General features: G+C 53.6%; 18 protein-coding genes. All 18 read left to right on the plus strand.

From position 1 onward, the window contains the following. Nucleotide 1: 1 nt before the first annotated feature. The 18 genes from flgK to N512_RS23655 all read left to right on the plus strand — a co-directional run bounded on the left by flgK (nt 2) and on the right by N512_RS23655 (nt 19753). On the plus strand, nt 2-1927 hold the full coding sequence (flgK, locus tag N512_RS0101140; RefSeq protein WP_028779123.1) for a flagellar hook-associated protein FlgK: 1926 nt from the start codon (nt 2-4) through the stop codon (nt 1925-1927). A gap of 11 nt (nt 1928-1938) precedes the next feature. Next, entirely contained in the window at nt 1939-3144 is a 1206-nt protein-coding gene (gene flgL / locus N512_RS0101145; RefSeq protein ID WP_028779124.1) for a flagellar hook-associated protein FlgL, read from the plus strand. Nucleotides 3145-3239: 95 nt separating this feature from the next. Next, nucleotides 3240-4061, plus strand: a complete 822-nt coding sequence (locus tag N512_RS0101150; protein ID WP_025011054.1) for a flagellin N-terminal helical domain-containing protein — start codon at nt 3240-3242, stop codon at nt 4059-4061. 215 nt (nt 4062-4276) lie between these two features. Beyond that, the gene (locus N512_RS0101155; RefSeq protein WP_025011055.1) at nt 4277-5095 is read left to right on the plus strand and encodes a flagellin N-terminal helical domain-containing protein; all 819 of its coding nucleotides are present in this window, start codon (nt 4277-4279) and stop codon (nt 5093-5095) included. Between the two features lie 162 nt (nt 5096-5257). Continuing rightward, complete coding sequence (locus N512_RS0101160) at nt 5258-5590, plus strand: flagellar protein FlaG (protein ID WP_371872775.1); 333 nt, start codon at nt 5258-5260, stop codon at nt 5588-5590. A gap of 27 nt (nt 5591-5617) precedes the next feature. Beyond that, nucleotides 5618-6988, plus strand: a complete 1371-nt coding sequence (gene fliD / locus N512_RS0101165; protein WP_028779125.1) for a flagellar filament capping protein FliD — start codon at nt 5618-5620, stop codon at nt 6986-6988. Nucleotides 6989-7000: 12 nt separating this feature from the next. Continuing rightward, entirely contained in the window at nt 7001-7324 is a 324-nt protein-coding gene (locus N512_RS0101170) for a hypothetical protein (RefSeq protein WP_025011057.1), read from the plus strand. Between the two features lie 6 nt (nt 7325-7330). Next, entirely contained in the window at nt 7331-7741 is a 411-nt protein-coding gene (gene fliS / locus N512_RS0101175) for a flagellar export chaperone FliS (RefSeq protein WP_025011058.1), read from the plus strand. Nucleotides 7742-8019: 278 nt separating this feature from the next. Beyond that, nucleotides 8020-9450 carry a sigma-54 dependent transcriptional regulator gene (locus N512_RS0101180; RefSeq protein WP_028779126.1) on the plus strand — a complete coding sequence of 477 codons (1431 nt, stop codon included), beginning with the start codon at nt 8020-8022 and terminating at the stop codon, nt 9448-9450. A gap of 79 nt (nt 9451-9529) precedes the next feature. Beyond that, nucleotides 9530-10594: a sensor histidine kinase gene (locus N512_RS0101185; protein WP_028779127.1), complete on the plus strand. Its 1065-nt coding sequence runs from the start codon at nt 9530-9532 to the stop codon at nt 10592-10594. Next, a complete protein-coding gene (locus tag N512_RS0101190; protein ID WP_028779128.1) occupies nt 10591-11922 on the plus strand; it encodes a sigma-54-dependent transcriptional regulator in 1332 nt (443 codons plus the stop codon). Before N512_RS0101185 ends, N512_RS0101190 begins: the two co-directional genes overlap by 4 nt. Nucleotides 11923-12099: 177 nt before the next feature. Further along, entirely contained in the window at nt 12100-12432 is a 333-nt protein-coding gene (gene fliE, locus N512_RS0101195; RefSeq protein WP_025011060.1) for a flagellar hook-basal body complex protein FliE, read from the plus strand. Nucleotides 12433-12473: 41 nt separating this feature from the next. After that, nucleotides 12474-14183, plus strand: a complete 1710-nt coding sequence (gene fliF, locus N512_RS0101200; protein WP_051472585.1) for a flagellar basal-body MS-ring/collar protein FliF — start codon at nt 12474-12476, stop codon at nt 14181-14183. Further along, entirely contained in the window at nt 14176-15219 is a 1044-nt protein-coding gene (gene fliG / locus N512_RS0101205) for a flagellar motor switch protein FliG (protein ID WP_025011061.1), read from the plus strand. The genes fliF and fliG overlap by 8 nt, the downstream gene beginning before the upstream one ends. A 13-nt stretch (nt 15220-15232) precedes the next feature. Further along, complete coding sequence (fliH, locus tag N512_RS0101210; protein ID WP_028779130.1) at nt 15233-16201, plus strand: flagellar assembly protein FliH; 969 nt, start codon at nt 15233-15235, stop codon at nt 16199-16201. Continuing rightward, on the plus strand, nt 16170-17510 hold the full coding sequence (gene fliI / locus N512_RS0101215; protein ID WP_028779131.1) for a flagellar protein export ATPase FliI: 1341 nt from the start codon (nt 16170-16172) through the stop codon (nt 17508-17510). The genes fliH and fliI overlap by 32 nt, the downstream gene beginning before the upstream one ends. A 122-nt stretch (nt 17511-17632) precedes the next feature. Then, nucleotides 17633-18082, plus strand: a complete 450-nt coding sequence (gene fliJ / locus N512_RS0101220) for a flagellar export protein FliJ (protein WP_028779132.1) — start codon at nt 17633-17635, stop codon at nt 18080-18082. A gap of 147 nt (nt 18083-18229) precedes the next feature. Continuing rightward, on the plus strand, nt 18230-19753 hold the full coding sequence (locus tag N512_RS23655; RefSeq protein ID WP_051472586.1) for a flagellar hook-length control protein FliK: 1524 nt from the start codon (nt 18230-18232) through the stop codon (nt 19751-19753). The last annotated feature ends 64 nt before the right edge of the window (nt 19754-19817 follow it).

Consider the following 19817-nt stretch of genomic DNA (forward strand, 5'->3'; position numbering starts at 1 on the left):
CATGTCTATGGATCTGTTCAGTATAGCCCGCAGCGGGATCCTGGCCGCCCAATCACAATTGGGGGTGACCAGTAACAATATTGCCAACGTCAATACCGAAGGCTATCACCGTCAGGTGGCAATTCAGGGCACCTCCACCTCAATGCGTCTTGGCAATAACTTCTATGGCACAGGTACCTATGTGCAGGAAGTTAAGCGTATTTACAACGATTATGCCGCCAGAGAGCTGCGTATCGGCCAAACAGGGCTCAGTGCCGCCGAGGCCAGCTACACCAAGCTCAGCGAGCTGGATCAGCTGTTCTCCCAAATAGGCAAGGCGGTGCCAGCCTCATTGAACGACTTTTTCTCCGGCCTCAACAGCTTGGCTGACCTGCCCTCTGATCTGGGGATCCGCGGCTCTGTGCTCAACTCGGCCTCGCAACTGGCGCAGAATCTCAATCAGATGCAGAGCCATCTGAGTGGTCAGGTGCAGCAAACCAATGATCAGATTGAAAGCATTACCACCAGGATCAATGAGATCAGTAAAGAGATGGCGCAGATCAATCTTGAACTGATGAAGACGCCGGGTAACGATGCGCAGCTGCTGGATAAGCAAGATGCCCTGATCCAGGAATTGAGCCAATATGCCGAAGTCAATGTGATCCCGCTGGAAAACGGTGCCCGCTCCATCATGCTGGGCAGCTCCTTTATGCTGGTGTCCGGTGAAGTGGCCATGACCATGGGCGTGACCACAGGTGACCCCTTCCCTAATGAGCCTGAGCTGACCTATAGCCTTGGTGGCAGTGAATTGAAGGCAGACCCCGCCAAGCTTGGTGGTCAACTGGGCGCCTTATTTGATTTTCGTGACAACACCCTGATGCCCGCCAGCCATGAGCTGGGGCAGTTGGCGCTGGGGATTGCCGATGCCTTTAACGAGATGCAGTCCCAGGGTTTCGATCTCAATGGCGAGCTGGGACAAGCTATTTTTACCGATATCAATGACCCTGTGATTGCCGCCGGCCGTGTCGGCGCCTATTCGGGTAATCCGGGCACAGCTTCTTTGAGCGTTAATATCGATGATGTCGGCGCCCTGTCCGGCAGCAGTTATGAGCTGAACTATACCAGCGCCGGTACTTATGAACTCAAGGATATGAAGACGGGAGCCGTGACCAACTTGACGCTCAATGGCAACACTTTAGAAGGCGCCAACGGTTTCAGTATCAATATCGACGCCGGTGCCATGGCCGCCGGTGACAGGTTTGAAATACGGCCAACGGCCAATGCGGCAGCCAACATAGGTGTAGTGATGTCCGATCCCAAGGGCATTGCCGCTGCGGCGCCGAAAATCACCGCCGGGACAGGTAATTCAGGCAGCACTTCAGTGAAGTTGGTCAGCATAGATGACAGAAGCGCGGCTAACTTCCCCGTGACTGACAGTGAGCTGACCTTCACCCTGGATACCAGTGTCAATCCGCCTACCTATGAAGTCTTTGATGTCAACGGCGCTTCTTTGGCAACCGGGACGGCTGCGGGCACTCCGCCGCAGATCAGCGCCTTTGGCTTTACCTTCGAAGTCGATGGCAGCAGTGGCGGCAGTGAGAGTTTCACTTTTGATCTCAGCTTTGCGCCGGGTGACAACACCAATGCCGTGGCCATGGCCAAGCTCAGTGACAGCAAGATAATGAACAATGGTAAGTCGACCCTGGGAGATGTGTTTGAAAAGACCAAGCTGGATATTGGCAGTCAAACCAAATCCGCCCAGGTCAGGGCCGGTTCGGCGGAGGCCATTTACAACCAGGCCTATGCCAGGGTGCAGTCGGAATCCGGGGTTAACCTGGACGAAGAGGCGGCCAACTTGATGCAGTTCCAGCAGGCCTACCAGGCATCGGCACGGATCATGACCACAGCCAATACCCTGTTCGACACTTTGTTCAGTTCGGTTCGATAGGAGCTTGAGAGATGCGTATTTCAACTTCACAGATGTACCAGCAGAACTTAAACAGCATTCTGCAGAAGCAAACGGATACCAACAGGATCCTCGAGCAGCTCTCCAGCGGTAAAAAGGTCAACACTGCCGGTGACGATCCGGTTGCGGCTATTGGCATAGACAATCTCTATCAGCAAAACGCGCTGGTGCAGCAGTATCTCAAGAATGTGGACTACAGCAAGAATCATTTGTCGATGGCGGAAAGCAAGCTCGGCAGTGCCGAAACTCTGGTTACCAGCATTCGAGAGCAAATGTTGCGTGCAGTAAATGGCACCCTGGCACCGTCAGAGCGGCAAATGATTGCCGATGAGCTGCGCGGCAGTCTGGATGAACTCATGAGTATTGCCAATACCCAGGATGAGTCAGGCAACTATCTGTTCTCCGGGTACAGCACAGACACTCAGCCGTTTGCCTTTGATGCCAGCGGCAACATGGTTTACAGCGGTGACAGCGGCGTTCGTGACGCCTTGGTGGCTCAAGGGGTTGCCATGGGCACCAACATCCCAGGGGACTCGGCCTTTATGAAGGTGCCCAATGGTTTGGGTGACTATGGCGTCAATTATTTGGCCTCTCAAACCGGGGACTTCAGGGTACTCAGCGCCAAGATAGATAACCCCGCGGCTCATGTGGCCGATACCTACACCTTTAACTTTACCGACAATGGTGCCGGTGGGGTTGATTTGGAAGTGTTGGACTCGGGTGGCACTGCGGTGGCTAATGTGGCCAACTTCGATGCCAGTAATCCCGTGAGTTTCAATGGCATTGAGGTGAAGCTGGACGGCACGCCGGCTGGCGGGGATTACTTCACCATGGAGCCCGATGCCGAGGTACCTATTTTCGATACCATTCAGCAGGCAATCGATCTGCTGGAGGATCCCAACCGGGTCAATACCCCGGAAGGAAAAGCTGAGTTGGCACAGTTATTGAATAACGTTGATAGCGGCTTGAATCAGCTCAGTGTGGCCAGAGGGGTGGCCGGGAATAATCTCAAAAGCCTCGAAAGCTACAGCTCCAATCATACAGAGGAAGAGCTGGTGAATAAGTCGGCATTGTCACTGCTGGAAGATCTCGATTACGCCTCGGCGATAACCGAGTTTCAAAAACAGCAGCTGGCGTTGAACGCCGTTTCAAATGTGTTCAGCAGAGTGGGTTCTGTTTCCCTGTTTGACTTTATTTAACAGAAAGCAAAGACCTACCCGTCTGTCAGATAAATTGTTAACAAATTTAGCCAAGCTCCGAGTCTTGGCGCTAAAACTAGGAAGAGGAACTCAACATGGCTATTACCGTTAATACTAACGTGACCTCGATGAAGGCACAGAAGAACCTGAACATATCCAGTGGTAACCTGGCGACCTCTATGGAACGCCTGTCCAGTGGTCTTAGGATCAACAGCGCCAAGGATGATGCCGCGGGTCTGGCTATCTCCAACCGGTTGAACTCTCAGGTTCGCGGCTTGGAAGTGGGCATGCGTAACGCCAACGACGCGATTTCCATCGCCCAGATTGCCGAAGGCGCGATGCAAGAACAGACCAATATGCTGCAACGTATGCGTGACCTGGCCATCCAGTCTGAAAACGGTGCCAACAGCACCGCCGATCTGCAGGCGCTGAAAGATGAAATGGATCAGCTGCGTGATGAGATCACCGCTATCGGTAACAGCACAGCCTTTGGTAACACCAAGCTGATGACTGGTGAGTTCTCCGGTGGCAAGCTGTTCCAGGTCGGTCACCAAGACGGTGAAGACGTGACAGTGACGGTCAAAACCAATAATGCCGCATCAATGTCGGTAAATGCGCTGACGGTACTGACTTCTGCCGGTCGTGACTCTGCCATTGGCAAGATTGACGCCGCCATCAAGAACATAGATACCCAGCGCGCTGAATTGGGTGCGGTGCAAAACCGTCTGGCCCACAATATCAGCAACAGTGCCAACACTCAGGCTAACGTTGCCGATGCCAAGAGCCGTATCGTGGATGTGGACTTTGCCAAGGAAACTTCGGCCATGACCAAGAACCAGGTACTGCAGCAGACGGGTTCCGCCATGCTGGCACAGGCCAACCAATTGCCACAGGTCGCGCTTTCTCTGCTTGGCTAATCGAGTGGAAATGGCAATATCGTCAGTGGTTTCATCACCACTGGCGATATTATTTTTCTCAAACAATCATTGAGTTAAGAAGAATTGATGATTTTTTGAAAAAAATGACTAAAGATCAAAACAGGGGTGCCGTTAAAGATACTGTAACCAGTAAGACCCGCCTGGCTCAAACGAAGACAGGCTAGTTTTCCAAGCCAGGTAAAGAGGAAATCATTATGGCTATTACAGTAAACACCAACGTAACATCACTGAAAGCTCAGAAAAACCTGAACATCTCCAACGGTAGCCTGGCTACTTCAATGGAGCGTCTGTCAAGTGGTCTGCGTATCAACAGTGCTAAAGATGATGCTGCAGGTCTGGCGATTTCTAACCGCCTGAATAGCCAGGTGCAAGGTCTTGAAGTCGGCATGCGTAACGCCAACGACGCTATCTCCATCGCCCAGATCTCTGAAGGTGCGATGCAGGAGCAGACCAACATGCTGCAACGTATGCGTGACCTGGCCATCCAGTCTGAAAACGGTGCCAACAGTACTGCTGACTTGCAGGCGCTGAAAGACGAAATGGATGCGCTGGCAACTGAAATCACAGCTATCGGTAACACTACCGCCTTTGGTAACACCAAGCTGATGACAGGTAGCTTCTCTGCCGGTAAAAAGTTCCAGGTAGGTCACCAGGATGGCGAAGATGTAACAGTTAAAGTGAAGACCACCAACGCTGGTACTCTCTCTGTTAACTCTCTGACTGTACTGACTTCTGCTGGTCGTGACTCAGCTATCGGTAAGATCGATGCCGCTATCAAGAACATCGACTCACAACGCGCCGAGTTGGGTGCCATCCAGAACCGTCTGGCACACAACATCAGCAACAGCGCCAACACTCAGGCCAACGTTGCCGACGCCAAGAGCCGTATCGTGGACGTGGATTTCGCCAAAGAAACCTCTGCCATGACCAAGAGCCAGGTGCTGCAACAGACAGGTTCGGCCATGCTGGCCCAAGCTAACCAGTTGCCACAGATTGCACTGTCACTGCTGTAATCTTTCAGGTTAGCTATCGCGTCAGTAAAAGGGAGGTTCGGCAACGGATCTCCCTTTGCTGCATTCATGGAAGGAAGATATTGAAGGCAGTTAGGTCAACTGAGTGGAGAATAGGCGATGGAAGTTACTACCTTATCCAATGCTGTCCCAGTGAGGACAGAAGTGAAGCCGGGACAGTTGAAAGAAGCTGCCCCCAAGAACGCGGAAACCGAGGCGACAGCCTTGCTCAAGCCGGTCGATGAGGCGGAGCAGAACAAGGAGGCGCAGCAAGATCCCGAGCAGCTGCAGCAGGTGGCGGAAGAACTCTCCAATACCATGTCTATGATGCGCAAGGGACTGGCATTCAAAGTGGACGAAACATCCGGTACTCACGTTGTCAGCGTGATGGATGTAGACTCAGGGGATGTGATAAGACAGATCCCCAGCGAGGAAGCTTTGGAGCTGGCTGCTAAACTTTCAGAAGTAGCAGGACTGCTGATGAAGACGGAAGCCTAAAAGGCTTAACGTGAGATAGAGGTTGATATGGCATTAACAGCAACAGGTTTGGGGTCGGGGCTCAATATTACCGAGATAGTCAAGGTCTTGGTTGACGCCGAGAAAGTGCCTAAAGAGGCGATTTTCAATAAGACCGAAGATACGATAGATGCCAAGGTTTCTGCCATAGGAACCCTCAAGAGCCAGCTGTCCAAGTTCCAGGATGCGCTGAAAAAGCTCCAGGATGGCGGCGCCTTGAATCAACGTACTGTCACCTTGGGCAACGAAGACTTCTTTACTGCCACTGCAGGTAAAAACTCTTTGCCCGGCTCCTACAACATCAAGATTGAGGCCTTGGCACAGCAACACAAGGTTGCCGGTGCTGCCACCGCCGATGCCAGTGCCGCGGTCGGTGAAGGAAGCCTACAATTTGCGGTCAATGGCGAGAATTTCAGCATCGATGTGGAAGCCACAGATTCTCTTGAAGATATTGCCAAAAAAGTGAATGCCAATGCCGATAATTCGGGTGTTACCGCCACTGTCATCACCAGTGATGCCGGCAGCCGTTTGGTATTCAGCTCCGACAAAGAAGGCACGGATAACCAGATAAGCGTAACCGCAACTGATACTTCAGGCACTGGGCTTTCAGATATGTTTGGTGCCGGTAATCTTGAAGAGATCCAGGCTGCCAGCAACGCCGTACTCTATATTGACGGCCAGAAGCTGACTTCCCAATCCAATGAAGTGAAAGACGCCATCCCCGGCGTGACGCTCAACCTCACTGATGCTGATGTCAACAAGACCACCAAGCTGACCATAGCTCAGGATACCGATGCGGTTAAAGAAAACGTCAAAGGTTTTGTTGATGCCTACAACAGCCTGATCACCTCGATAGAAAAGCTCTCGGCCTATGATGTAGACAAAAAAGAGGCTGCAGCGCTGCAGGGGGACTCCATGATCCGCTCACTGGAATCTCAGTTACGCTCCGGGATCAGTGACAGGGTGGCGACGGCCGACGGTACTATTGCACTCTATGATATTGGCATTAAAACCGACAGATATGGCAAACTCTCGATTGATGATGCCAAGCTTGATGAGGCCATCAAGACCAATATGGACGGGGTCGAAGCGCTGTTTTCCACCAAGGATACCGGCCTAGCCAACGCCATGGATGAATTGGCCACGACCTACGTCAAGGCCGGCGGTGTAATAGACACCCGCAATCAGGCCTATACCGGCGATAAGCAACGTCTTGCGGATCAGCGTGAGGCCTTTGCCCTTAAAATGGAGTTGCTGGAAGCCAGATTGACCAAGCAGTTCAACGCCATGGATCTGGTGGTTGGCCAGTTGTCAGCACAGGGACAGAACGTTATCGGTGCCCTGAACTCCTTGCCGGGTGTCGTCAAGAAGAGTAGCTGATTGGGATAAAAGATGCAGGTAACTGAAGAACTGAATCAGATCAACGAATTGTTGCGCCGGGCTCTGGATTGTTTACTGACAATTCCCGCCGAGGATGAAAAAACTGACGAGTTGGTCTCTAATTTGCAAGAGCTGGTAAGCAGGCGTCAAACTTTGCTCCAGACCCTGATAGAGGAAGTGCAGAGTCCTGAGTTGCTAGAGGAGCAATTGGAGCTGACTGCCACTTTTGAGCAGCATGCCAAAGCGATACGCCAACAAAGGCAGGAGCTATTGGCGCTCAGGAGTCAGAACAAACGTCAGGTCAATGTTTACAAGTCTATAGATGCAAATAGGTAGGTATTTATGAGAGGGTCGCTACAGTCTTATCGTAAGGTGTCATTGGAGAGTGAAATCTCAGTTGCATCACCGCACAGGATCATTCAGTTGATGTTCAACGGCGCATTGGAGCGTATTGCCCAGAGTCGTTACGCCATAGAGCAAGGCGACCAGTCGTCCAAGGGAATTTTCATCAACAAGGCGATTGGTATTATCACAGGTCTCAGCAACAGCCTGAATATGGAAGCCGGTGGTGAGATAGCCAAGAATCTCAGCAACCTTTACGACTTTATGCTGCGGCGTATCTCTGAGGCCAATCTGAATAATGATGTTCAGGCGCTGGATGATGTTGCGGCCGTGCTGCGGGACATCAAAGAAGCCTGGGATGCCATTCCCGCTGATAAACATCACCTTACGGCTCACGAAGAAAACCGTTGAGTTATTAACCATTCGAGATAAAGGCGCCTTTGGCGCCTTTTTGACTTGCGCCATTTAATTGACGATATTGGCTCTTAAGTGCTGAATTTGGACTAAAATCAGGAAGGGTTAGGCAGAAAAGCCATCCTAGGCTTGCTTATATCGTGCCGATAATACAATATTCAGCATTGCTACAAATTTAGCTGAGTATGTGAAGAAAGCATTGCCAGACTTTCCAGAGCAACTAACACTAATAATTAATGCGAATCCATAATTGCCAAAGCTTAGCGGCCCACTGAATGATGCATACAGATCAACGAATTTTACTTGTCGGAAACCCCTCTGAGCGCACCAGTCGCTTATCTTGTGTTTTAGAGTTTATTGGTGAGCAAGTGGAAGTTGTGGCTCCCGAGGCTATCGACGCGCAATCTCCGGAAACTCGATGTCGGGCCATGATATTGGTCAGTGACGGCATAGAGGACGAGGCGCTGCAGTCGCTGATGCTTAAACTGCCATGGCAGCCTATGTTGCTGTTGGGGCACAGCAATGCCAATCCTTCCAATCTACTCGGCAAGATTGAAGAACCCCTCAGCTATTCCCAACTGACCGAACTGTTGCATTTTTGCCAGGTCTTTGGTCAGGTCAAGCGGCCACAGGTACCAACCAGTGCCAACCAGACCAAGCTGTTCCGCAGCCTGGTAGGGCGCAGCGACGGCATTGCCAATGTGCGCCATCTGATTAACCAGGTTTCGGGATCTGATGCCACTGTGCTGGTGCTCGGGCCCTCTGGTACCGGCAAGGAAGTGGTCGCCCGTAATATTCATTATCTTTCAGAGCGTCGCGATGGCCCTTTTATTCCGGTCAACTGCGGTGCCATTCCACCTGAGCTGTTGGAAAGTGAACTGTTTGGCCATGAGAAAGGCTCCTTTACCGGTGCTATCAGTGCCCGTAAGGGACGTTTTGAGCTGGCCGAAGGCGGCACCCTGTTCCTCGATGAGATAGGTGATATGCCGCTGCAGATGCAGGTCAAGCTGCTGCGGGTGCTGCAGGAAAGAGTATTTGAACGTGTGGGTGGCAATAAGGCGATTACCGCCGATGTGCGAGTGGTAGCTGCGACCCACAGAGATCTGGAAACCATGATTGAAGGTGGTGAATTCCGCGAAGATCTCTTCTATCGCCTCAATGTGTTCCCCATCGAAATGCCACCTCTGTGTGAGCGTCGGGATGATATTCCGTTGCTGCTGCAGGAGTTGGTCAGTCGGGTATTCAACGAAGGCAAGGGACGGGTGCGCTTTACCCAACGCGCCATCGACTCTCTCAAGGAACACGCCTGGTCGGGCAATGTCCGCGAGCTGTCCAATCTGGTAGAAAGGTTGACAATCCTCTATCCGGGCGGCCTGGTCGATGTTAACGACCTGCCGGTCAAGTATCGCCATATCGATGTGCCCGAGTATTCGGTCGAGGTCAGTGAAGAGCAACTGGAGCGTGATGCCTTGGCATCCATCTTCAATGACGAAGAGCCGGTCGATTTGCCAGAGACCCGTTTTCCCAGTGAGCTGCCTCCGGAAGGGGTCAATCTCAAGGATCTCTTGGCCGAATTGGAAATCGACATGATACGTCAGGCGCTGGATCAGCAGGACAACGTCGTTGCCCGCGCCGCTGAAATGCTGGGTATTCGCCGCACCACCTTGGTGGAGAAAATGCGCAAATACGGCATGAGTAAAGACTAAGCTACTGATAATTTAGATTTTTAAATTGGCATAAACTCTGCATTAACCCTGTCAGCATCTTATTTTTGACGGGGTTAATATGTCTGCAAGCCCACTGGCTCAGCTCGAAACCATCTCTCATCATGGCCGCGAATGGATCCCGGTAAGGGAAGCCGCCAATATGTCCAATCGTATGGAGCATATTCTGCAGGCCATGCCTTCGGGCGTCGTTATCCTAAACGGTGACGGCTTGGTCAGTGAAGCCAACCCGGTTGCCGAATCTTTGTTGGGTGTTCCTCTGGTTGGTCAGCGCTGGCTGACTATCATCAATCGCGCCTTTGCGCCGCAAAAAGACGATGGTCATGAAGTCTCCCTGCGTAATGGCCGTCGGGTGAAGCTGGCGATTACGCCTCTGACCCCGGAGCAGGGGCAGCTGATTATGCTGACCGATCTCACCGAAACCCGACTGTTGCAGCAAAACCTTTCCCACCTTGAACGCTTGTCTGCGCTCGGGAAAATGGTCGCCACTCTGGCGCATCAAATACGCACCCCTCTGTCTGCCGCTTTACTCTATGCCGCCAACTTGGGCAGTCCAAGGCTGGATGCCGGCTCCAGAGAGCGTTTTCAGGGCAAATTGCTCGAAAGGCTTTCCGAGCTGGAGCAGCAGGTCAATGATATGTTGTTGATTGCCAAAGGTAAGCAAGAGGAAGCCTGCGACAGAGTGCCGTTCTCGACGGTGCTGGAAAAAGTCATGGCCAACTGTGAGCCCATCGCTGCCAGGCAAAACGTTGAATTGAGCCTGCAAATTGAAGGTGATAGCGAGATGCAGGTCAATCTTCATGGCTTGAGTTCTGCCATCAATAATCTGGTGATCAATAGCCTGGAAGCCGGTGCCACAAGAGTCATCTTGCGCCTGAGCTGCGATCAGACACTGCGCCTTGATGTGATAGATAACGGCAAGGGCCTGGACAGCAAGATGCAAAAGCAGGTGCTGGAGCCTTTCTTTACCACCAAGCGTCAGGGCACAGGACTTGGGCTGGCGGTGGTGCAGTCAGTGGTGCGCAGCCACGGCGGCAAATTGGACCTCAGCTGTAAGCTGGGTGCAGGTTGCACCGTCACGCTGACATTCCCGTTAACGACAGACTCTCAAGGAGGCACGGCATGAGCGAAGCAAAAATTCTGTTGGTGGAAGACGATGCCGCGCTTCGGGAAGCACTGCTCGATACCTTGCTGCTCGCCAGTTATGAGTGCGTCGATGTCGCCAGCGCCGAAGAAGCGATAACCGCTTTGAAAGGTAATCGTTTTGATATGGTGATAAGCGATGTGCAGATGGAAGGTATCGGCGGTATGGGGCTGCTGGATTATCTGCGTCAGCAACATCCGCAGCTGCCGATCCTGTTGATGACAGCCTATGCCACCATCGACAATGCCGTCAGCGCAATCAAGCTGGGGGCCGTGGATTATCTCGCCAAGCCGTTTGCCCCTCAGGTATTGCTCAATCAGGTGAGTCGCTATTTACGCCCCAAGGTGGTTAGCGGCGGCCCAGTGGTGGCCGATGAAAAGAGCCTGGCCTTGCTGGCACTGGCGCAACGGGTGGCCGCCTCAGAAGCCTCTGTGATGATAAGTGGCCCCAGCGGTTCGGGTAAAGAAGTGCTGGCTCGCTACATTCATCAGCACAGCCAAAGGCCTGACGGGCCTTTTGTGGCGATTAATTGCGCCGCCATCCCGGAAAATATGCTGGAAGCCACCTTGTTTGGCTACGAGAAAGGCGCCTTTACCGGGGCTTATCAGGCTTGCCCCGGTAAGTTTGAACAGGCTCATGGCGGCACTCTGTTGCTCGATGAAATTTCCGAGATGGAGCTGGCATTGCAGGCCAAGCTGCTGCGGGTGCTGCAGGAGCGCGAGGTTGAACGTTTGGGGGGGCGCAAGACCATCAAGCTCGATGTCCGGGTGCTGGCAACCTCCAACCGGGATCTGAAAGAGATGGTGGCCAAGGGCGAGTTTCGCGAAGACCTTTATTACAGGATCAATGTGTTTCCGCTTGCCTGGCCGGCACTGAACCAAAGACCGGCGGATATCATCCCGTTGGCCAAACATCTGTTGGCGCGTCACGCTGAAAATGCGGCGATTAACCCGGTTCCAGCGCTCAGTGATGCTGCAGTGCGGCGTTTGTTGGCCTACCGCTGGCCGGGGAATGTCCGTGAGCTGGATAACGTGATCCAGCGGGCGTTGATCTTGAGTCAAGGGCAGATAGAAGCGGGCGATATTATTATCGATTTGCAGGATGTTGCTTTGGGAGAGACCACGGCCCCGGAAACACCGGAGGCGCTCGGTGATGAGCTCAAGGCTCAGGAGCATGTGATTATTCTCGAGACTCTGGCCCAGTGTCAGGGCAGTCGCAAACTGGTGGCCGAGAAATTGGGGATCAGTGCCCGCACTCTCAGATACAAGATGGCGCGCATGCGCGAGATGGGCATAGAGGTGCCCGCCTGAGTCATCTCCAAAGCGGCCTGACGGCCGCTTTCCAATTCCATTGTTTTTCCTCAGGCCCTGGGGGAATTCAGGGCGTTTACCTAGCTTAACTTTGACTATTCCATTTTTGGCAAACTAATTGCATAGAGTCTGGTAACCCAGATTTTTCGTCAATTCGCTGACGACAGGAGTGAGAAGATGCAAATAGGTGCCAATTCTTTATTGCAAGAAATGCAATCACTTAAAGGTGAAATTGCCCCAACGGGATTTCAGTCTTCGCCTGTACGCCAGGTGGGCAATACCACAGGAACTGACTTCGGCCAATTACTGGCCCAGGCCGTAGGCAATGTCAGTGAGTTGCAAAGCACATCATCCAATCTGGCCACCCGGCTGGAGATGGGCGATACCACAGTGTCTCTGTCTGACACTGTCATTGCCCGCGAGAAAGCCAGCGTCGCATTCGAGGCCACAGTGCAGGTGCGCAACAAGCTGGTCGAAGCCTACAAAGAGATTATGAGCATGCCTGTTTAAGGCTTGCTTGCATCACAGATCCCGGATAACAGGAACGCACCGTGAGCACAGAATTAGTAGCAGGATCCAATGTTTCCGCCGGTGGAACAACGCTGGAAGGGGTCCAACAGGAAAACAAGTCGGGTGTATTGGGCTCCCTCGGGGGAGTGGATATGCTGCGGCAGATCACCATGATCCTGGCATTGGCTATCTGTCTGGCTCTGGCGGTATTTGTGATGATCTGGGCCCAGGAGCCAGAATATCGGCCACTGGGCAAGATGGATACCCAGGAGATGGTGCAGGTACTCGATGTGCTGGATAAGAACCGGGTACCGTACAAGATTGAAGTCGATGTGATCACTGTGCCTGAAGACAAGTATCAGGACGTGAAGATGATGCTGAGCCGCGCCGGCATAGATTCCAGCGCCGAGGCCAAGGATTATCTGAGCCAGGATTCCGGCTTTGGTGTCAGTCAGCGGATGGAACAGGCCAGGCTGAAACAGAGTCAGGAGATGAACTTGGCGCGGGCGATTGAAGAGCTCAATAGTGTCAGCCGTGCCAAGGTGATCCTGGCGCTGCCGAAGGAAAATGTGTTCGCCCGCAATCGCGCCAAACCCAGTGCCACTGTGGTGGTCAATACCCGTAGGGGCGGTTTGGGGCAGGAAGAGGTTGATGCGATAGTCGATATCGTTGCCTCTGCGGTTCATGGCATGGAACCCAGCCGGGTTACAGTGACAGACTCCAACGGCCGCTTGCTGAACTCAGGCAGTCAGGATGGGGTCTCTGCCCGCGCCAGACGCGAGCTTGAGCTGGTGCAGCAAAAAGAAAACGAATACCGCACCAAGATTGACTCGATTCTAATGCCGATCCTCGGTCCGGAAAACTTCACATCCCAGGTGGATGTCAGCATGGACTTCACCGCAGTCGAGCAAACTGCCAAACGTTTCAACCCGGATCTGCCATCACTTCGCAGTGAAATGACAGTGGAAAACAACAGCGTTGGTGGCAGCAGTGGCGGTATCCCCGGAGCCCTTTCCAATCAGCCGCCGATGGAGTCCAATATTCCTGAAAACGCTGCCGATGCCGCAGAAAACAGCAGTGTTACTTCAGGCAACAGCCATAGGGAAGCGACCCGTAACTTTGAGCTGGATACCACCATCAGCCATACCCGTCAGCAGATAGGTGTGGTACGCCGGGTCAGTGTCTCTGTGGCGGTCGACTACAAGGCAGGTGCTGCCGGTGAAAATGGGCAGGTTGCCAGAGTGCCTCGCACAGGTGAAGAGATGGCCAATATCCGTCGCTTGCTGGAAGGCGCCGTTGGCTTCAACAGCCAAAGGGGCGACATGATAGAAGTGGTGACTGTGCCCTTTATGGATCAGCTGGTTGAAGACCTGCCTGAGCCACCTCTGTGGGAGCAGCCCTGGTTCTGGCGGGCGATGAAACTCGGCATAGGTGCCTTGGTGATTTTGGTGCTTATCCTGTTCGTGGTGCGTCCCATGCTCAAGCGCCTCATCTACCCCGATGGCCAGAATATGCCGGATGAACCTGCGCTGGGGCACGAGCTGGCAGATATTGAAGATCAGTACGCTGCCGACACCCTGGGCATGCTCAACCGCCCTGAAAGTGAATACAGCTATGCCGATGACGGTTCGATTCTGATACCGGATCTGCACAAAGATGATGATATGATTAAGGCCATACGTGCTCTGGTGGCCAATGAACCTGAACTGTCCACCCAAGTGGTGAAGAACTGGTTGCAAGAAGATGCCTGAAAAAAAAGCGGATAAACCAGCCGAGAGCGGCTTCGACGTCAAGAATCTCAACGGGATTGAGAAGACCGCCATTTTGTTGCTGAGTCTCAGTGAAGCCGATGCGGCCTCTATTCTCAAACACTTGGAACCCAAACAGGTTCAAAAGGTGGGTATGGCCATGGCGGCCATGCAGGAGTTCGGCCAGGAGAAGGTGGTTGCGGTTCACAAGCTGTTTCTGGATGATATCCAGAAATACTCCTCCATAGGCTTTAACAGCGAAGAGTTTGTGCGTAAGGCACTGACTACCGCGTTGGGTGAAGACAAGGCCGGTAACCTTATCGAGCAGATTGTCATGGGCAGTGGCGCCAAAGGCCTCGACTCGCTCAAGTGGATGGACGCCAGACAGGTGGCGACTATTATCCAAAACGAACACCCGCAGATCCAAACCATTGTTTTGTCCTATCTTGAACCGGATCAGGCGGCGGAAATCTTTGCCCAGTTCCCTGAAAACACCCGTCTCGATTTGATGATGCGTATCGCCAACCTCGAAGAGGTGCAACCTGCAGCACTGCAGGAGCTTAACGACATCATGGAGAAACAGTTTGCCGGTCAGGGTGGCGCCCAGGCCGCCAAGATGGGTGGCTTGAAGGCTGCTGCCAACATTATGAACTACCTGGATACCGGGGTGGAGAGCCAACTGATGGAAACCCTGCGCGAGTCCGACGAAGAGATGGCGCAGCAGATCCAGGACTTGATGTTCGTGTTCGAAAACCTTATAGATGTCGACGACCGTGGCATTCAGACGCTGCTGCGGGAAGTGCAGCAGGATGTACTGATGAAGGCGCTCAAGGGCGCCGACGAGCCATTGAAGGAAAAGATCCTCGGCAATATGTCCAAACGTGCCGCCGAATTGCTGCGTGACGATCTCGAGGCCATGGGGCCAATTCGTATCAGCGAAGTGGAAGTGGCCCAGAAAGAGATATTGTCCATCGCCCGTCGCTTGTCCGATGCCGGAGAGATTATGCTCGGTGGCGGCGGCAGTGAAGAATTCCTCTGACAGGCGAGTTTGAATGACAGACAAAAAGGTGTCCCACAACATTTTGCCGCCGGATGAAGCGGACGAGTTTGTTAATTGGCAGTTGCCCGATGTGGGTGACGCCATGCCGCTTAAGCCGAGTAATCTGTTTGGCTATAAGCCTGGACGTATAGAGCCCAAGACCGCCGAAGAGGCTGTATCACCACCGACTTTGGCTGAAATCGAATCTATCCGCGAGCAAGCCGAGCAGGAAGGTTTTGCCGAAGGCAAGGAACAAGGGCTGGCCAAAGGCCTGGAGGAAGGCCGTCTTCAGGGCTTGGAGCAGGGCCACAGTGAAGGTTTTGCCCAGGGGCTTGAGCAAGGCCGGGAAGAAGGCTTGCAACAGGCCGCCGCCATGATAGAGCGTTTCGATGCCTTGCTAGCTCAGTTCGAGGCGCCGCTGGCGCTGCTGGATACCCAGATAGAAGAATCGTTACTGACCTTGGTCGGCACTTTGGCGCGCAACCTCATAGCCCATGAGCTGAAGACCCACCCGGAACATATACTGGCGGCGCTCAGGCAAGGGATAGATGCCCTGCCACTCAAAGAGCAGAAAGTGAATCTGCGTTTGCACCCTGAAGATATGGCTTTGGTCAGCGAGCTCTACGGTGAAGAGCAACTGACACGTAACCGCTGGACACTGGAAGCCGATCCCGGCCTCAATCGTGGCGATTGTGTGGTGGACAGCCAACGCTCGCAAGTGGATATGCGCCTGGAAACCCGTTTGGAAGGGGTGTTTGCCAATCTTGAAGCCGAACAATCCATGTTGGCGAAAAAGGCCGCCCAGCAGCAGGCCGCAATAGACGATAGGCCAAGCCCGCCGCCACAGGACAGCGAGCAGGAGCAAACGCTTGCAGATGAAGCCGCAGTGAGCGACAAGGCCGAGAACGCAAGCCAAGAGGGCGAACAGCCCAGCGAAGGAGACACTCATGATGCAGCAGCGCCGAAGCCAACTGCTGAGTGAACTCAAACACTTGGCAGAAAAGCAGGCGCCGTTTCAAGCTGTTGCCAGCGGCCAGTTGGTGCGGGTAGTTGGCCTGACGCTGGAAGCCAGTGGTTGCCGGGCGCCGGTCGGCAGTCTCTGTGCCATAGATACCATGGCGGGTAAGCTTATTGCCGAGGTGATAGGTTTTGACGATGAGCTATTGTATCTGATGCCGGTGGAAGAACTCAGGGGCGTGCTGCCCGGAGCCAAAGTGATGCCGCTCGGTGAACAAACCGGGCTCAGCGTCGGTTTGAGTCTTCTTGGTCGGGTGCTGGACGGTAATGGCCAGCCACTCGATGGTATGGGCGCCCTGCACACAGACGAACAAGCCTCGCGCCATAGCCCGGCAATCAATCCCTTGGCCAGACGGGCGATTACCGAACCGCTCGATGTAGGCGTCAGAGCCATCAACGCCATGCTTACCGTGGGCAAGGGCCAACGTATGGGGCTCTTTGCCGGCTCCGGCGTGGGTAAGAGTGTGCTCCTTGGCATGATGACCCGCGGCACCACGGCCGACATTATTGTGGTTGGCCTGGTGGGGGAGCGTGGCAGGGAGGTGAAAGAGTTTATCGAAGAGATCCTGGGCGCAGAGGGGCGGGCCCGCTCTGTGGTCATAGCCGCCCCGGCCGATACCTCCCCTTTGATGCGCCTTCGTGCCTGCGAAACCTCGACTCGGATAGCCGAGTATTTTCGCGATCTCGGCTATGACGTCCTGCTGTTGATGGATAGCCTGACCCGTTACGCCCAGGCGCAGCGGGAAATCGCCCTGGCGGTCGGTGAGCCGCCGGCAACCAAAGGGTATCCGCCTTCAGTATTTGCCAAGTTGCCCCGTTTGGTGGAGCGCGCCGGTAATGGCGGTGAAGGGCAGGGCTCGATCACTGCCTTCTATACTGTGCTTACCGAAGGGGACGATCAGCAAGATCCCATTGCCGATGCCTCGCGGGCCATTTTGGACGGTCACATAGTGTTGTCACGGGCCTTGGCCGACTCAGGGCATTATCCGGCGATAGACATTGAAGCTTCCATCAGTCGGGTGGCACCTATGGTGATCAGCGAGGCGCACCTGGAAGCGATGCGGCGCGTCAAGCAGGTTTATTCGCTCTATCAACAAAACCGGGATCTGATCTCCATTGGTGCCTATTCCCAAGGCTCGGATCCGCGTATCGACAACGCCATACGCCTGCAACCCGCCATGAACGCCTTTTTGCGGCAGGGGATGCGCGATGCCATTAGTTTCAGCGATTGCCAGCAAATGTTGGGGCAGCTTGCTGCCCAATGTAAGGTGTAATGCCATTCAGTGCGGGAGTTTGCGTGCTCGACAAAAATGCAGTGACAATAGGGGAGCCTGATCTCAATAGAGAGCCGGGTTAAGGCCCGTAAGGCAGGCAATTTTAAGGAATAATACTACAGATGGCTAAATCCGATCCTTTGCACACAGTGTTGAAACTGGCGGTCGAAGCCGAAGAGCAGGCGGCGCTGCAGCTTAAAGCCGCGCAAATGGAATGCCAGAGGCGTAAATCTCAGCTGCAGGCGCTGCAGGAATACCGTCTCGACTATATGAAGCAACTCGATGCCCAGCAGGGGCAGAGCATTGGCGCCTCCTATTACCAGCAGTTTCATCGATTTGTGCGTCAGGTAGATGATGCCATAGGGCAACAACTTGCCGTGGTCGCCGAGGCCGATAAGCAGCGGGGCTATAGACAGCAATATTGGCTGGAGAAGCAGCAAAAGCGTAAGGCGGTGGAGATGTTGTTGGAGAAAAAAGCCCTGCAGGCCGAAGCCAAAGCCGCCAAACAAGAGCAGAAACTCATCGATGAGTTTGCTTCCCAGCAGTTTTTCCGTCGCAAGCTCAACCATTGAGCCCATTCCGACATCCATTCCCGGACAATTCCTTAATATTCATTCTATATTTTTTGTTGGCGTGAATTTTGCTTTGTTTGAGACAGAGACATTAATTCTGACTCGGCCTATCTTTATCTATTGAGGGCCTAGGTGCTGGAGGAAGGCATGCAGCAGTTATCCAATATCCTGATCGGCAATGCGGGCGGCAAGGGAGTCGCCGCCACAGATGCACTACAATCTACTGATAACGAAGCTTTTTTCGCCGCTTATCAACAGGCGCAGGCTAAGTTTTCGTTCGACTCGCAAGGCGCCAAGCCGGGATTTAGCGCTGGCAGTCTTAACAGAGAAGGTGCCCAAGCTGAGCAGGCCGTCGATGTCTCGCTTATTCTGGGGCAGATAGCCATGGGCAAGAAATTGCCGTCTGAAGACGGAACCATAGTCACCGAAGTGGATGAGGTGAGCCTGCTGAAACAGATTGCCGCTCTCACCGGGCTCAAAGAAGATGAGATCAAGGCCATGTCTCCCGAAGAGCAGATGAAGCTCTTGGAAAACCTCAAGCAGGGGAGTGCCGAGCTTGGCATGGTAGTGACAGATAGTCTGGACGGCGCAGAGATGATTGCCGCTGACGAAGGCGACGAGAGTGAACAAGACAGTGCCAAACTGGACGATACAGATGAGAAAGCGGCAAGCAAAGGCGATAGCAAAGCAGAGGATGAAACTATCGATGCTCCTTTGCTGGCTCTCGACAAGGCGGCTGCAACAGCGGAAAAGGCCAAGTCTCAGGAAGGCGAGCAACAAATGGGTTGGCCGGATGCTGATAAGGCAACGCGTAAGGCGGCGACTCAGGATGGTATGGCTGCAGTGGTTCGTGAAGCTGTGCTCAATGCCGCTGAGGAAAAGAGTGACAAGATCTTGGCGCAAAGCGCAATTGCCGATAAGGCCAAGGCAGATACTGCCGGCAAGTTGGGTGCTGCGGTGGCCGCGGCGGCAACGTCTGTCGGCGCTGACGGCAAGAGTGACAAAGCTGCAGCCAAGGATGTTCTCGCCAGCTTACTCAAGGCTGAGGTGAAAGGTGCTCAGACTGTTGCCGAGGTACGAAGCCCCGTGAGTGACGCCATACATCAGGCGCTCAAGGGCGATGCTGCATCAACCCAGACAGATATCAGCCCATTCCAGCAACAGCTGCATCAACAGGGATTACAGCATCCCCAGAGGGGAGAGATGGCCCAATATCAACTGTCCTTGAGGCAGGGGATGGAGCAATCACTGCAAACCGCCGATATGGTGCAGCGTTTTGCCCCCGTGATGCGGCAGCAGTTGATTACCATGGTCAGTAATGGTGTGCAGCAGGCTGAGATTCGTCTCGACCCACCAGAGCTTGGAGCCATGATGGTCAGAGTTCAGGTGCATGGTGATCAGACTCAGGTGCAGTTCCATGTCACCCAACCACAAACCCGGGATATGCTGGAACAGGCCATGCCCAGATTGAGAGAAATGCTGCAGGAGCAGGGAATGAACCTGGCCGATAGCCACATCTCTCAAGGTGGTCGGGAGCAAGGCGAGCAGCAAGGTGGCAATGGAGGTGGTTTTGCCCAAGAGGGTGCCAATGGTGAAATTTCCGCCGAAGAAACGGCACAAAGCACAAATCACACAACAAGTTATGGCTCGGGTATAGATTATTACGCCTGAGCAGGTAACCTATAGGGATGGTATTTTTCCGCGGGCATTGCGGTTGATTAAGGGAAAGGGTAGA

It is taken from the genome of Shewanella sp. 38A_GOM-205m, from assembly GCF_000518445.1.
In the GTDB taxonomy this organism is placed as follows: Bacteria; Pseudomonadota; Gammaproteobacteria; order Enterobacterales; family Shewanellaceae; genus Shewanella; species Shewanella algae.